Origin of the sequence: Comamonas sp. (assembly GCF_036666375.1) — a bacterium.
GTDB lineage: Bacteria > Pseudomonadota > Gammaproteobacteria > Burkholderiales > Burkholderiaceae_C > Comamonas.
The window spans coordinates 1-13,800 of record NZ_JAVWWA010000099.1 but is presented as its reverse complement, the minus strand read 5'-3'; the positions used below and the strand labels follow the sequence as shown (position 1 = coordinate 13,800).

General features: G+C 65.0%; 15 protein-coding genes. 9 read left to right on the top strand and 6 right to left on the bottom strand.

The annotated features are described in order from the left end of the window. Positions 1-475: SPOR domain-containing protein (locus tag RR928_RS19690; RefSeq protein ID WP_332683876.1), on the top strand; the 475-nt coding region annotated here is incomplete at its 5' end. 63 nt (positions 476-538) lie between these two features. Here RR928_RS19690 and RR928_RS19685 read toward each other — a convergent pair. Together RR928_RS19685 and RR928_RS19680 are read right to left on the bottom strand one after the other, a co-directional pair. After that, positions 539-1,468, bottom strand: a complete 930-nt coding sequence (locus RR928_RS19685; RefSeq protein ID WP_332538208.1) for an N-formylglutamate amidohydrolase — start codon at positions 1,466-1,468, stop codon at positions 539-541. Positions 1,469-1,683: 215 nt separating this feature from the next. Beyond that, a complete protein-coding gene (locus RR928_RS19680) occupies positions 1,684-2,649 on the bottom strand; it encodes a tripartite tricarboxylate transporter substrate binding protein BugE (protein ID WP_332538206.1) in 966 nt (321 codons plus the stop codon). A gap of 140 nt (positions 2,650-2,789) precedes the next feature. Between RR928_RS19680 and RR928_RS19675 the strand changes: the two genes are divergently transcribed. After that, entirely contained in the window at positions 2,790-3,755 is a 966-nt protein-coding gene (locus RR928_RS19675) for a LysR substrate-binding domain-containing protein (RefSeq protein ID WP_332548735.1), read from the top strand. A 4-nt stretch (positions 3,756-3,759) separates the two neighbouring features. On the opposite strand, the gene RR928_RS19670 is transcribed toward RR928_RS19675, so the two are convergent. From RR928_RS19670 to RR928_RS19660, 3 genes are all read right to left on the bottom strand, one after another. After that, entirely contained in the window at positions 3,760-5,205 is a 1,446-nt protein-coding gene (locus tag RR928_RS19670) for a sensor histidine kinase (RefSeq protein WP_332548737.1), read from the bottom strand. 109 nt (positions 5,206-5,314) lie between these two features. Further along, on the bottom strand, positions 5,315-5,989 hold the full coding sequence (locus RR928_RS19665; protein WP_159915342.1) for a response regulator: 675 nt from the start codon (positions 5,987-5,989) through the stop codon (positions 5,315-5,317). A 99-nt stretch (positions 5,990-6,088) separates the two neighbouring features. Beyond that, positions 6,089-6,622, bottom strand: coding sequence for a MarR family winged helix-turn-helix transcriptional regulator (locus RR928_RS19660; protein ID WP_332548739.1), 534 nt, complete (start codon positions 6,620-6,622; stop codon positions 6,089-6,091). A gap of 140 nt (positions 6,623-6,762) precedes the next feature. Here RR928_RS19660 and recA point away from each other — a divergent pair, with 140 nt between their 5' ends. Then, positions 6,763-7,902, top strand: coding sequence for a recombinase RecA (gene recA, locus RR928_RS19655; protein ID WP_332683872.1), 1,140 nt, complete (start codon positions 6,763-6,765; stop codon positions 7,900-7,902). Positions 7,903-7,955: 53 nt separating this feature from the next. Continuing rightward, entirely contained in the window at positions 7,956-8,417 is a 462-nt protein-coding gene (gene recX, locus RR928_RS19650; protein WP_332540366.1) for a recombination regulator RecX, read from the top strand. 125 nt (positions 8,418-8,542) lie between these two features. On the opposite strand, the gene argC is transcribed toward recX, so the two are convergent. Continuing rightward, complete coding sequence (gene argC, locus RR928_RS19645; RefSeq protein ID WP_332540367.1) at positions 8,543-9,475, bottom strand: N-acetyl-gamma-glutamyl-phosphate reductase; 933 nt, start codon at positions 9,473-9,475, stop codon at positions 8,543-8,545. A 192-nt stretch (positions 9,476-9,667) separates the two neighbouring features. Between argC and sucC the strand changes: the two genes are divergently transcribed. From sucC to RR928_RS19620, 5 genes are all read left to right on the top strand, one after another. Next, positions 9,668-10,828 carry an ADP-forming succinate--CoA ligase subunit beta gene (gene sucC, locus RR928_RS19640; protein ID WP_332549807.1) on the top strand — a complete coding sequence of 387 codons (1,161 nt, stop codon included), beginning with the start codon at positions 9,668-9,670 and terminating at the stop codon, positions 10,826-10,828. A gap of 20 nt (positions 10,829-10,848) precedes the next feature. Beyond that, positions 10,849-11,742 carry a succinate--CoA ligase subunit alpha gene (gene sucD / locus RR928_RS19635; RefSeq protein WP_332549806.1) on the top strand — a complete coding sequence of 298 codons (894 nt, stop codon included), beginning with the start codon at positions 10,849-10,851 and terminating at the stop codon, positions 11,740-11,742. Between the two features lie 303 nt (positions 11,743-12,045). Further along, positions 12,046-12,780 (top strand): PP2C family protein-serine/threonine phosphatase, encoded by a 735-nt coding sequence (locus RR928_RS19630; protein ID WP_332683868.1) that lies wholly within the window; start codon positions 12,046-12,048, stop codon positions 12,778-12,780. A 113-nt stretch (positions 12,781-12,893) separates the two neighbouring features. Then, the gene (locus RR928_RS19625; protein WP_332683866.1) at positions 12,894-13,490 is read left to right on the top strand and encodes an FHA domain-containing protein; all 597 of its coding nucleotides are present in this window, start codon (positions 12,894-12,896) and stop codon (positions 13,488-13,490) included. Between the two features lie 211 nt (positions 13,491-13,701). Then, a partial coding sequence (locus tag RR928_RS19620) for a pilin (RefSeq protein ID WP_332683882.1) occupies positions 13,702-13,800 on the top strand: 99 nt, incomplete at its 3' end.

Sequence of the window (13,800 nt, the reverse complement as noted above, 5' to 3'; positions counted from 1 at the left end):
CGAGGCGCCGCCAGCGCAGGAAGGGCCGGCCCAATGCCTGCAGGCCGGCATTTTTGACGATGACGCCTCGGACACGCTGCGCCGCGCGCTGGTGCTGCAATTTCCCGAAGGCAGCTGGAAGCTCGACGCCATCACCCAGCCCGGCCGCTGGATGGTCTACATGGGCAAGTTCGCCGACAACCAGGCGCTCGAGAAGAAGCGCGCCGAACTTGTGGCGCGCAAGCTCGACCATGACCGCGCGGGCGGAACGCTGGAGCCCGGCCTGTCGCTGGGCCGTTTCTCTAGCGAGGAAGCCGCGACGCGCGAACTGACCCAGCTGGTGCGCCAGGGCGTGCGCAGCGCGCGCGTGGTGCAGGAGCGCCCCGACAAGCATGGCTTCGTGCTGCGCCTGCCAGCGGCCACGTCCGCGCTGCGCGCGCAGCTTGAGGCGCTGCCGGCGTTCGGCGGCAAGCCGCTGCGCGCCTGCGCGTCCTGATCGGTACCGCAGACGAAAAAAAGCCCGGCGTCGCCGGGCTTTTTCATGGGCGCGACGGTTTGATCAGGCGCGCGGATCCAGCGCCATCAGATCTTCGACCAGGGCCTGCAAATCCTTGGTCAGGCGCAGGTAGCCGGCCTGGTCGAGTTCCAGCGTCTGCTCGTCCATGTAGATCTTGCGGTTGATCTCGATCTGGATGCTGTGGCGGTTGTCGGCCGGGTTGCCGTAGCGGCGCACCAGCTCCACGCCCTTGTAGGGGTGGTTGTAATCGACGCTGTAGCCGCGCGCGCGCAGGAAATCGCAGATGCGCTGCGACAGCCGCGTGTCGGCCGTGGTGCCGTCGCGGTCGCCGATCACGAAGTCCGCATGCACCAGACCGGGATGCAGCGTCGCATGGCTGGCCGCGACCGCAGGCATCGAATGGCAGTTGATGTGGATGCTGTAGCCATGGCGCGCATGGGCGGCGTCTATGGCCTTGGCCACGGCCGCGTGGTAGGGCTTCCAGCAGCGCTCGATGCGCGCCAGCAATTCATCGACCGACAGCGCACGCTCATAAATGGGCACGCCCGCATCGGTGAATTTCCAGATCAGGCCCTTGCCCAGCCGGACCTTCTGCAGCACCACCTGGTCTTCGGTGACGGGCAAAGGCCAGTCGCCGGCAATCATGCCGGTGTCGATTTCCGTGGTGTCACGGTTGGCGTCGAGGTAGATGCGCGGGAAGTGGGCCTCGACCCAGCTCACGCCCAGTGAAGGCGCAAACGCATAGATCTTTTCGACATGCGTGTCTTCGGCCTGGCGCAGCGTGGCCAGCGGCAGGCAGGAGCCGAAGTCGTCGGGATACCAGGTGCCGCTGTGCGGCGAGTCCAGCACCACGGCACTGGTGCCGGGAACGCTGGTCACCATCTGGGCCGGAGCGGGAGCATGGGCCACGCCCGAAACTCCGGGCTGGGCATGCTGGAAACGTTGGCTGATCAATTGCAAGACGGGATGCATAGGCAGACGAAAGGTGAGGGTGCCGTTCCTCTACAAAATGTCGAAGGAAAACGGCGTCAACTGCAGAAGGCCCGTCACAGCGTTTGATACTGGCGTGTCCCGGCAAAGGGACACCGAGCAAGGGCCGCCCCGCAGCGATGGTGTCGTCCCCCTCCACCGAAGGTTGAGAGGGGGGAGCGGGGGCCGGCCATCCGGCGTGAGCCGCTCAGGGGGTGTTAATCCAACTGAATCTTTGCGTAGGCCGCGACCTGCTTCATCTTGGCGATCTCGGTTTCGATCTGCTTGGAGAAAGCGGCCGTAGTCGTGCCCGTGGGGTACAGACCCTGGGCAGCCATGCGCTGCTTGACCACGTCTTCCTTGAGCGCGGCGGCAACGGCCTTCTGGATGCGTGCGACCTGGGCTGCGGGCATGGACTTGGGCGCGACCAGACCGAACCACGAAGGATCGTTGATGTCCTTGTAGCCCAGTTCGGCGTAGGTGGGGACTTCGGGCAGCACGTCCAGGCGCTCGGGCCAGCTCACGGCGATGGCGCGCACCTTGCCGGACTTGATCTGGGCCAGCGACGAAGCCACCTGGTCGAAGTACACGGGAACCTGGCCGCCGAGCACGTCATTGATGGCCGGACCCGCGCCGCGGTAGGGAATGTGCAGCATGTCGGTGCCGGTGGCACGCTTGAACAGCTCGCCCCACATGTGACCGATGGTGCCGTTGCCGGGGGTCGCGTAGCTGACCTTGCCGGGATTGGCCTTGAGGTAGGCGACGAGTTCGGCCATGTCCTTGACGGGCAGGGTCTTGGGGTTGATCACGATCACGCCCGGGGCCTTGACCATTTCGGTCACGCCGACGAAGTCCTTCATCGCGTCGTAAGGCATCTTGGTCAGCACGGCGGGGTTCACGCCGTGGGTCGACAAGGTGGCCACGCCCAGCGTCAGGTTGTCGGTGGCGCGCGCCACTTCGGACATGCCGATCGATCCGCCCGCACCCGCGCGGTTCTCGATGACCACGGGCTGGCTCAGGATGCGGCCCAGCACGTCCTGCAGATTGCGCACGACCATGTCGGTGGAGCCGCCCGGGGGGAAAGGCACCACGATGCGCAGGGGCCGGCTATTGTCCTGCGCAAAAGACATTCCGGGAACGACAGTTGTAGCGGCGATGGAGGCAATAAAGTGACGACGTTGCATGGTGGTATTTTCCTTTTCGATAAGAAAGATTAACGGAATTCGTGGCATAGACAAAGCAATACCTGTGCCTGTTGTTATTCCAAATTGGAATACATTCAAGCTATATGAGCATCCTCAGCCATTCTCTGTGAGCGACATCCATGACCAGTTTGCGCCGCCTCAATCCTCCCGTACATCTGTTGCGGGCTTTTTCCACTGTCGTGCGTTTTGGCGGGGTTTCGCGCGCTGCCGAAGCGCTGCACCTGACGCAGAGCGCAGTCAGCAAGCAGGTGCAGGAGCTTGAAAAATGGGTGGGCGTGACCTTGTTCGAGCGCAGCCGCAAGCGCCTGACGCTGACCCCGGCGGGCGAACGCTATGAACGCAGCGTGCGCGCGCTGCTGTCCCAGCTCGAGGCCGCGACGCTGGAGCTGATCACCAGCGATGACCGCCGTGGTGCGCTCTACCTGTCGGTGCTGCCCACCATTGGTGCCAAATGGCTGATCCCGCGTCTGCCGCAGTTCCAGCAGCGCGAGCCCCAGGTCACGCTGCATTTCGTGCCCTATGTCCACAGCTATGACTTCGAAAGCCCCACGCTCGACTGCTCCATCCTGTTCGGCGACGGCCACTGGCCGGGCGCGCGCGCCCACTACCTGGTCGGCCAGCAGGTCGCGCTGATCGCGCCGCCCGACAACAGTCCCGGCGCGCTGCGCCTGCGCTCTCCCGAAGACCTCATCAACTGCACACGGCTGCGCCATGTGACCATTCCCGATGCCTGGGCGCAGTGGAGCCAGGCGCATGGCGTGACCGGCATGCGCGCGCTCGACGGCCCGCAGTTCGACCAGTTCCAGAGCATCATCCGCGCCGTGATGGCGGGCATGGGCGTGGCGCTGGTGCCGCGCTGCCTGGTGCAGGACGAGATCGCCTCGGGCCTGGTCACCGAACCCCTGCCCGGCCATGGCTACGCCAGTCATCTCGGCTACTGGTTCTGCTATCCCGAAGGCCGTTCGCACCATGGCGCGCTCGGCACCTTCCGCAACTGGCTGCTGGAGTCGGCCGCGCAGTCGAGCGCGGCGATGATCGCCGCCAGCCAGGCAGGCCGTGCGGCCGCCGCGCCCACGGCAGCGTGATGGTTCAGCGCGTGGAAGGCTGCACCGGCAGCGCCGGAAAACGCACGCTGAAGCGCGCCCCGGGCGGGCTTTGCGCGCGCGCCGGCTCGAGGTAGACCTGGGCGCCATGCTGGCGCGCGATCTCCTGCACGATGGGCAGGCCCAGGCCCGAGCCGTCGGCCTGCGTGCCCAGCGCGCGGTAGAACGGCTGGAACACCAGCGCTCTCTCGGCCTCGGGCACGCCCGGGCCGGTGTCTTCCACCTGCAGCAATATCACCCGGCCAAACGTGTCGGTCAACAGCCGCACCGTGACAACGCCGGGCTGCTCGGGCGTGGACGGCGTGTAGTTGATCGCGTTGTCCACGAGGTTGCGCACCAGCTCGGTCAGCAGCGTGGGGTTGCCTTCCATCCAGACGCCCGGCGCGCCCGGTTCGGCGCCGTCGTAGCCCAGATCCACGCACTTGTCGAGCGCGCGCGGCACCGAGTCGCGCACCACGTCGATCACCAGCCGCGCGAGATCGCAGCGCTGCTTGATCAGCGCCGCGCCCGTGCCTTCGACGCGCGCCAGCGCCAGCAACTGGTTGACGGTATGGCTGGCGCGCATGCTTGCGCGGCCGATCTGCTGCAGCGAGCGCTTGAGCTCCTGCGTGCTCGTGCCTTCGCGCTGCGCGAGGTCGGCCTGCATGCGCAGGCCCGCCAGCGGCGTCTTGAGCTGGTGGGCGGCGTCGGCCAGAAAGCGCTTTTGCGTGGCCAGCGATTCGTTGAGCCGGCACAGCAGGTCATCGACGGCATTCACCAGCGGCGCGACTTCGAGCGGAACGTCCTGGAAATTGAGCGGCGAGAGGTCATCGGGCTTGCGCGCGCGAATGCGCTCCTCGAGCCGGTGCAAGGGCGTGATGCCGCGCGCCAGCGCCATCCATACGAGCATCACCGCCAGCGGCAGGACGACGAACTGCGGCAGCATCACGCCGCGAATGATTTCGGTCGCCAAGGTGCTGCGCTGGTCCCGGGTTTCGGCCACCTGCACCAGCGCCAGCGGGCCTTCGCGCCCCATCGGCGCCCAGGTCGCCGCGAGCCGCATGTCGACGCCGCGCAGCTCGGCGTCGTAGAGCTGGACTTCGCCATAGCGCCGCTCGCCATCGGTCCACGGCGGCCGCGGCAGATCGGGTTCGCCCGCGACCAGCCGGCCCTGGGGGTCCAGCACCTGGTAATGCACGCTGTCCGCGGCACTGGTGCGCAGGTTGTGGCTCAGCGCCTGCGCCAGGCTGAACTTCGTCTGGCCTTGCTGCACCTGCTTGGCAAGCACGCGCACGTCGTATTCCAGCGCGCGGTCATAGGGCTGGTTGGCCAGGCCCTGAGCGACCAGCCAGGTCAGCGCCAGGCTCACAGGCCACAGCAGCAGCAGCGGCGTGAGCATCCAGTCGAGGATGCCGCCAAACAGCGAATATTGCTCGCGCTGGAAGATTTTCATGGGTGCAAGGGACTTGCGTGCTCAGCGCCAACGGCGACACCGCCGTTCGCCCTGAGTCCTGAGCCGGTCGAAGGACCGAAGGGCATTTCAGGGCGTGGACTTCCCATATTCAATCCCGTATTTTCTCCAGGCAATACCCCAGCCCGCGCACCGTCGCGATACGTATCGGTCCATGCTCGATCTTCTTGCGCAGCCGGTGGATATAGACCTCGATCGCGTTGTTGCTCAGCTCCTCGCCCCACTCGCACAGGCGCTCGACCAATTGATCCTTGCTGACCAGGCGGCCCGCGCGCTGCAGCAGCACTTCGAGCAGGCCCAGCTCGCGCGCCGACAGCTCGACCATCTTGCCGTCTATGGTCGCGACGCGGCCCGACTGGTCATAGACCAGCGGCCCGTGCTTGATGGTGCTGCTCGCGCCGCCCATGCCGCGGCGCGTGAGCGCACGCACCCGCGCCTCGAGCTCCTGCAGGCTGAACGGCTTGGCCATGTAATCGTCGGCGCCGAAATCCAGGCCCTTGACGCGCTCCTCGACGCTGTCGGCCGCCGTGAGTATCAGCACCGGCAGGCCGTCGCCGCGCCCGCGCAGGCGGCGCAGCACTTCGAGGCCATGCATCTTGGGCAGGCCCAGATCGAGGATCAGCAGGTCGAACTCGCTGCTGGTCATCAGCACCGATTCGGCCTCGCTGCCGCTGGCCACATGGCTGACCACGGCGCCCGATCCGCGCAGGCTGCGCAGCAGGCCATCGGCAAAGACCTGATCGTCTTCTGCAATCAAAATGCGCATGCGGATGTCTCCCCTAGATAAGCGCAGCGGAGCATGGCCGCCGATCGTTTTGAACCATTCTAGGGGTGGAGCATGAAGCGCCGCCAGGGGGTTTTCGCGCTATGCGGGTCTGCCGCTGCTGGCCGAATAGGCTTCGAGCCCGAGCGCGACCACGGTCGCGACATCGTCGCCGACCTCGGCGCGGAACTCGGCCTCGGCCTGGGCCACGGCCGCCTCGAACGCCTGCAGCCAGCTCAGCCCCGTGGGCGTGAAGCGTATCCAGCGCGTGCGCCGGTCGCGCGCATCGGCTTCGCGCGTGACCAGGCCCCAGGCCAGGCATTGCTCGACCAGGTCGGCCATGGCCTGCTTGGTCATGCCCGCGCGTTCGGCCAGGTCGGTCAGGCGGTCGCCGCCCAGCGACAGATGGCGCGTGATGTGGATATGCGCGGCGCTGACCTGGTCGCGCGCCGCGAGGTTGGACAGCGCCAGCGGCACTTCGACCGCATGCGCCATGAGCTGCATCACGCGCGCATCGAAGCGGCGCATCGAATGCCCCAGCAACCGGCCCAGATGGGTCTGGCGCCAGGCGTCTGAATAGGGGGCCAGGGGTGCATGCGGGACCGGTGGCGGTGTGGAACGGGAAGAAAGTGCCATGCTTTATTGTCAGGCAAACTGACTAAAAACCATCTATACACATTGGTACAACGCCCATAAACTACTGTTCAAGCATCCAGCCTGGCAGTAACAACAGACAGTCGGTGCTATCCAAAATCATTGCTTTCTAGGAGTTTTTCATGGACGTCACCACTGTCAAGGGCACCAACCCCGCCATCGCCGCCAACACCGAAAAGGCCAAGGCCCTGCAAGCCGCATTGGCGCAGATCGAGAAGCAGTTCGGCAAGGGCACCATCATGCGCCTGGGCGAAGGCGAAGTCATCGAAGACATCCAGGTCGTGTCGACCGGCTCGCTGGGCCTGGACATCGCGCTGGGCGTAGGCGGCCTGCCGCGCGGCCGCGTGGTTGAAATCTACGGCCCGGAATCCTCGGGCAAGACCACGCTGACGCTGCAGGTCATTGCCGAGATGCAGAAGATCGGCGGCCAGTGTGCGTTTGTCGACGCAGAACATGCGCTCGACGTGCAGTACGCCCAGAAGCTGGGCGTGCAGCTGTCCGACCTGCTGATCAGCCAGCCCGACACCGGCGAACAGGCGCTCGAGATCGTCGACAGCCTGGTGCGTTCGGGCGCGGTCGACCTGATCGTCATCGACTCGGTCGCGGCGCTCACGCCCAAGGCCGAAATCGAAGGCGAAATGGGCGACGCCCTGCCCGGCCTGCAGGCCCGGCTGATGAGCCAGGCGCTGCGCAAGCTCACGGCGACGATCAAGAAGACCAATTGCATGGTCATCTTCATCAACCAGATCCGCATGAAGATCGGCGTGATGTTCGGCTCGCCCGAAACCACCACCGGCGGCAATGCGCTCAAGTTCTACGCTTCCGTGCGCCTGGACATCCGCCGCACCGGCACGATCAAGAAGGGCGACAACGCGATCGGCAACGAAACCCGCGTCAAGGTGGTGAAGAACAAGGTCAGCCCGCCGTTCAAGACCGCCGAGTTCGACATCCTGTTCGGCGAAGGCATCTCGCGCGAAGGCGAAATCATCGACATGGGCGTGGAAGCCAAGATCCTCGACAAGTCGGGTGCCTGGTACGCCTACCGTGGCGAGAAGATCGGCCAGGGCCGCGACAACGCGCGTGAATTCCTGCGCGAGAATCCCGACCTGGCGCACGAGATCGAGAACCGCGTGCGCGAAGGCCTGGGCATCTCGCTGCTCGCCGGCACCACGCCCCCACCCGCTGCAGGCAAGCCGTCGAAGACCGACAAGGCAGCCGAAAAAGCGGAAAAGGCCGACAAGGCCGCGGCCGCTGAAGAGTAAGCACCGCGCCGGCCGGACCGCATGCCACGGTTCGGCCGGCGGCTTTTCAGACCATGGGTTTTGCCACTCTCTCCCTCAAGGGCCGCGCGCTGCGCCTGCTGGCCCAGCGCGAACATTCCCGGCTCGAACTCGAGCGCAAGCTAGCGGCCCATGTCGCCGAAGGCGACGACCTCACGGCCATGCTCGACGAGCTCGAAGCCAAGAATTTCATCAATCCCGAACGCGTCGCGCAGTCCGTCGCCTACCGCCGCGGCAGCAAGCTGGGCACGGCGCGCGTGGTGCAGGAAATGCGCAGCAAGGGCCTGGACGACGACACCGTGCGCGCCGCCACGCAGGAACTGCGCGCCACCGAATGGCAGCGCGCCTGCACGATCTGGCGCCAGCGCTTCGGCGCGCCGGCCGAAACCCCGCAGGACAAGCTCAAGCAGATGCGTTTTCTCGCCAGCCGCGGGTTTTCCGGCGAAGTGGTGCGCAAGGTGGTGGCGGGACAGGTGCCGGAAGACGCCTCGGACTGAGGCGAGTCCCAGAGCCGGTCATCGTTCAGTCCCCGTTCGTCCTGAGCTGGTCGAAGGATGAACGGCCTGCCCTCAGGTAAATCCAAGCAGCGAGCCCCTGGCGCGACCTATGGGCCGCGCACTCCTCAGATTCCCAGCATGAGCTGCATGTTCTGCACCGCCGCGCCGCTCGCGCCCTTGCCCAGGTTGTCGAGGCGGGCGATCAGCACGGCCTGGCGGTATTGCTCGTTGGCAAACACGCGCAGTTCGAGCTTGTTGGTATTGGCCAGCGTGTCGGCGGCCAGCTTGCCGTCGTCGGTGGGCGCCAGCACCGACACCCATTGCTCGGGCGTCGCGGTGCGCGCGTAATGGCTGGCCAGCGCATCATGCAGGTCGGCGGCCTTGGGCGCGCCGGGCAGCAGGTCGAGATGCAGGGGCAGCTGCACCAGCATGCCCTGGGCGAAGTTGCCCACCGCGGGAATGAACAGCGGACGGCGCGTGAGGCCGGTGTAGCGCATGATTTCGGGCACATGCTTGTGCGACAGACCCAGCGCATAGGTTTCGTAGGGCGCAGCCGTGCCGGCCTCGTAGGCTTCGATCATCGGACGGCCACCGCCCGAATAACCCGACACCGAAGGCAGGCTCACGCCGGCGTCCGCGGGCAGCAGGCCGGCATCGACCAGCGGACGCAGCAGCGCGATTGCGCCGGTCGCGTAGCAGCCGGGGTTGGAGACGCGCGTCGCGTTCTTCACGGATTCGAGCTGACCATCGCAGAGCTCGGGAAAGCCATAGACCCAGCCCGGTGCCGTGCGGTGGGCCGTGGAGGCATCGATGATCTTGATGACGCGGCCGGTCTCCTGCTCGATGGCATCGACCATGGCTGCAGTCTCGCGCGCGGCGTCGTCGTGCAGGCACAGGATCACCAGGTCCACGCCGGCAACCAGGGCACGCTTGGCGGCCGGGTCCTTGCGCAGTTCGGGGGCAATGCTGACCAGCTCTACGCCGGGCATTGCCTGCAGTCTTTCGCGGATCTGCAGACCCGTGGTGCCGGCTTCGCCGTCGATGAAGACTTTGGACATGGAAAACTCCTGCAATCGTTACCGGCCTAGAACTACGTGGGCAGCACTAAAGCCAGTATATGGGTTAGTAGTTTTACACCAGGGATGGTGCATCGCAGCATGATACATTCCCGGATTGCCATGTCCCACGCCCGCGGCCAGACAGCATTATGGCAACCGGGTAAACCACCATTCCTGAGAGAGAGACAGCTCATGAAGATTCATGAATATCAAGGCAAGGAAATCTTGCGTACGTTCGGCGTGCCCGTTCCGCGCGGCATTCCTGCATTCACCGTACAAGAAGCCGTCGAAGCGGCTCAAAAGCTTGGCGGCCCAGTGTGGGTCGTGAAGGCCCAGATCCACGCGGGCGGCCGCGGCAAGGGCGGCGGCGTCAAGGTCGCAAAGACCATTGAAGACGTCAAGCGCATCGCCGGCGAAATCCTCGGCATGCAGCTCGTCACGCACCAGACCGGCCCCGAAGGCCAGAAGGTCCGCCGCCTGTACATCGAAGACGGCGCCGACATCCAGCAAGAATACTATCTGTCGGCAGTGACCGACCGTGCCACGCAGAAGGTGGCGTTCATTGCCTCCAGCGAAGGCGGCATGGACATCGAGGAAGTGGCCCACTCCACTCCCGAGAAGATCATCACCGTGATGGTCGACCCCCTGCAAGGTTTCACCCAGGCCAATGGCGAAGAACTCGCCAAGGGCATCGGCATGCCTGCGGACTCGGTGGCATCGTTCATCGACGTGTGCCAGAAGGTCTACAAGTGCTACATGGACACCGACGCGTCGCTGGTTGAAATCAACCCGCTGAACCGCGACGGCAAGGGCACCATCACCGCCCTGGACGCGAAGTTCAACTTCGACCCCAACGCGCTGTTCCGCCACCCCGAAATCGTTGCCTTCCGCGACCTGGACGAAGAAGATCCAGCCGAAGTCGAAGCCTCGAAGTTCGATCTGGCCTACATCTCGCTCGACGGCAACATCGGCTGCCTGGTCAACGGCGCCGGCCTGGCCATGGCGACCATGGACACCATCAAGCTGTTCGGCGGCGAACCGGCCAACTTCCTGGACGTGGGCGGCGGCGCCACTCCCGAGAAGGTCACCGAAGCCTTCAAGATCATGCTGAAGAACCCCAAGGTCGAAGGCATTCTGGTCAACATCTTCGGCGGCATCATGAAGTGCGACACCATCGCCACGGGCGTGATCACGGCTTGCAAGGCCGTGAACCTGCAAGTGCCGCTGGTGGTTCGCATGAAGGGCACGAACGAAGTGCTGGGCAAGAAGATGCTGGCCGAATCCGGTCTGCCCATCATCTCGGCCGACACCATGGCTGAAGCTGCCACCAAGATTGTCGAAGCCGTCAAGTAATAGACCCTGGAGAGAGCAACATGTCGATCTATATCAACAAAGACACCAAAGTCATCACCCAGGGCATCACCGGCAAGACAGGCCAGTTCCACACTGAAAAGTGCCAGGAATACGCGAACGGCAAGAATGCCTTCGTCGCGGGCGTGAACCCCAAGAAGGCCGGCGAGTCGATCTTCAACATCCCAATCTACGGTTCCGTCAAGGAAGCCGCTCACCAGACCGGCGCAACCGTGTCGGTGATCTACGTGCCGCCCGCTGGCGCTGCTGCCGCGATCTGGGAAGCCGTCGAAGCCGACCTGGACCTGGCGATCTGCATCACCGAAGGCATTCCAGTCCGTGACATGCTCGAAGTGCGCAACCGCATGAAGGCCAAGGAAGCTGCCGGCGGCAAGAAGACCCTGCTGCTGGGCCCCAACTGCCCCGGTCTGATCACGCCTGACGAGATCAAGATCGGCATCATGCCCGGTCACATCCACAAGAAGGGCCGCATCGGCGTGGTCTCGCGCTCCGGCACGCTGACCTATGAAGCCGTGGCACAACTGACCGAACTGGGCATTGGCCAGTCGTCGGCTGTCGGCATCGGTGGCGACCCGATCAACGGTCTCAAGCACATCGACGTGATGAAGGCCTTCAACGACGATCCGGACACCGACGCCGTGATCATGATCGGTGAAATCGGCGGACCCGATGAAGCCGAAGCCGCCATGTGGTGCAAGGCCAATATGAAGAAGCCTATCGTCGGCTTCATCGCCGGTGTCACCGCCCCTCCGGGCAAGCGCATGGGCCACGCCGGCGCGCTGATCTCCGGTGGTGCCGACACGGCCGACGCCAAGCTCGCCATCATGGAAGAGTGCGGCTTCACGATCACCCGCAACCCGTCGGAAATGGCGCGTCTGCTCAAGGGCCTGATCTGATCTTCAAGGCTTGATGCCGCCTGGGGCCGCGCTCTCGCAGCGCAGTCCGCAGGACAAGGGATGGATGCTTTTCGCACCGTGATGGCGCGCAGGGCACCATCCTTTTTTCATGGGCACGCGCTACCATGGGCCCCAAAAGTCAAAGGGTCATTGCCTCCCCCGGGACAATCGCCGGGTTCGCACCAATCCGATGCGTCCGTCCCTGCCCTTCCAACCCATCTGCCTGTGCTCCTGCGCTTTTGCCGCCCCTCTCCGCCACGACCGCAGTGGCGCTACGCATTTGCGCAGCGCACCGACCCGGGCATGGTGCGTCCGAACAACGAAGATGCCGTGCATATCGAGGTGGACACCGTCTGGTCCGTGGCGGTGCTTGCCGACGGCATGGGCGGATATCGCGCCGGAGAAGTCGCCAGCGCGCTCGCGGTGCAGTGCATCACGCAGTCGCTGCAGCACAGCGCGCTCAAGTCGGCGAAAAAAAGCCAGCCGCCGCGCATGGCAGTGGTGCACCGCGCGCTCGAGCATTGCGTGCAGGCCGCGAACACATCCGTGCGCGCGCATGCGCGCGAACATGCCGATTGCCAGGGCATGGGGGCCACCGTGGTCGCGGCGGTGTTCGTGCAGGACCGCCTGGTCCTGGCCCACCTCGGCGACTCGCGCGCCTATCTGTGGCGCGGCGAGACGCTGACGCAGCTCACCAGCGATCATTCCTGGCTGCAGGAACAGATAGACGCCGGCCAGATCAGCGCCGACGCCGCAGCGCAGTCCGGCCTGGGCCATCTGGTCACGCGCGCGCTCGGGGTCGCCGAACGTGCGCGGCCCACGCTGCACGAGCAGATGCTCGAAGCCGGCGACCGCATCCTGCTGTGCTCCGACGGCCTCAGCGACCTGCTGACCGCAGGCGAGATCGCAGCGCTGCTGGCCACGCCCGAGCCGCTGGCCCGGCAAGCGGAGCAATTGATAGCGCGCGCCAACGCGCTCGGTGGTCATGACAACATCAGCGTCATTCTTGCAAGCGTCGAGCCCGCGCCCGCGCGCTGACCGCGCTTCACGTCCCGCCGCGCGGCCGGCCATGCCCTGCAAAACCCTCTAAACTTCCCCGTTGCCTGCCTTCACTCAAGGCTGTGCGCCCATCACCCGCAGGAGTCCCGTGCATGCCCAGCCTGGTCATTTCAATTGACGGAACCATCATCAAGGAAGTCGCGCTGACCAAGGAGCGCACCACGCTCGGGCGGCGGCCTTACAACGACATCGTGATCAGCAATCTGGCCGTCAGCGGCGAGCATGCGCTGCTGCATTGCGTGGACGGCCGCGTCACCATCGAAGACCTGCACAGCACCAACGGCACTTATGTGAACCAGCAGCGCATCACGCGCCAGGAACTGCAGCATGACGATCAGCTGCACATCGGCCAGTACCAGCTGAGCCTGCAGTTCACCCCCGAGGAATATGCGGCCTGGGCCGCGACCGCGGCTGCGGCCCAGCCCGCCTGCCTGCGCATTGAAGGCGATGCCGCACGCGAAGTGGCGCTGGTCAAGCCCGTGACCACCCTGGGCAAGCCCGGCGTGGCCGTGGCCGCAATTACGCGCAAGGCCACGGGCTTCACGGTCGCGCGCACCGAAGGCACGGACGGCAGCCTGCGCCTCAACGGCCTGGCCGTGGGCTCTGATCCCCGGCCGCTGCAGCATGACGACCTGATCGAACTGGCGGGCACGCGGCTGCACTTCATCCTGCTACACCCCGCCACCTGAGGCTCTGCGCTGGGTCAAGAGTGACATCTTTTGGCACGATACCCACAGCCATGACAACTTTGTCATACGCCTGCGGCAAACTTGTCAGAAAATGTTGGAATGTCGCTGGACTTGCAAGCAAAACTTGCCTGCGCAGAGGACAGATCACCGAACGCGCATTGGCACAACAATTGCTGATGCTGGTTACCTAATTTTTACCCAGGAGCTTTAGATGAAGCGCACTATCCAGCAAGGTTTTACCTTGATCGAACTGATGATCGTTGTGGCGATCATTGGTATTTTGGCGGCCGTGGCACTGCCGGCTTATCAG

Excerpts from the sequence above, each read along its gene's own strand:
- RR928_RS19675 (WP_332548735.1), top strand. The coding sequence starts at position 2,790 with ATGACCAGTTTGCGCCGCCTCAATCCTCCCGTACATCTGTTGCGGGCT.
- RR928_RS19625 (WP_332683866.1), top strand. The coding sequence starts at position 12,894 with ATGCCCAGCCTGGTCATTTCAATTGACGGAACCATCATCAAGGAAGTC.
- recA (WP_332683872.1), top strand. The coding sequence starts at position 6,763 with ATGGACGTCACCACTGTCAAGGGCACCAACCCCGCCATCGCCGCCAAC.
- argC (WP_332540367.1), bottom strand. The coding sequence starts at position 9,475 with ATGTCCAAAGTCTTCATCGACGGCGAAGCCGGCACCACGGGTCTGCAG.
- sucD (WP_332549806.1), top strand. The coding sequence starts at position 10,849 with ATGTCGATCTATATCAACAAAGACACCAAAGTCATCACCCAGGGCATC.
- recX (WP_332540366.1), top strand. The coding sequence starts at position 7,956 with ATGGGTTTTGCCACTCTCTCCCTCAAGGGCCGCGCGCTGCGCCTGCTG.
- RR928_RS19665 (WP_159915342.1), bottom strand. The coding sequence starts at position 5,989 with ATGCGCATTTTGATTGCAGAAGACGATCAGGTCTTTGCCGATGGCCTG.
- RR928_RS19660 (WP_332548739.1), bottom strand. The coding sequence starts at position 6,622 with ATGGCACTTTCTTCCCGTTCCACACCGCCACCGGTCCCGCATGCACCC.
- RR928_RS19680 (WP_332538206.1), bottom strand. The coding sequence starts at position 2,649 with ATGCAACGTCGTCACTTTATTGCCTCCATCGCCGCTACAACTGTCGTT.
- sucC (WP_332549807.1), top strand. The coding sequence starts at position 9,668 with ATGAAGATTCATGAATATCAAGGCAAGGAAATCTTGCGTACGTTCGGC.
- RR928_RS19630 (WP_332683868.1), top strand. The coding sequence starts at position 12,046 with ATGGTGCGTCCGAACAACGAAGATGCCGTGCATATCGAGGTGGACACC.
- RR928_RS19670 (WP_332548737.1), bottom strand. The coding sequence starts at position 5,205 with ATGAAAATCTTCCAGCGCGAGCAATATTCGCTGTTTGGCGGCATCCTC.
- RR928_RS19685 (WP_332538208.1), bottom strand. The coding sequence starts at position 1,468 with ATGCATCCCGTCTTGCAATTGATCAGCCAACGTTTCCAGCATGCCCAG.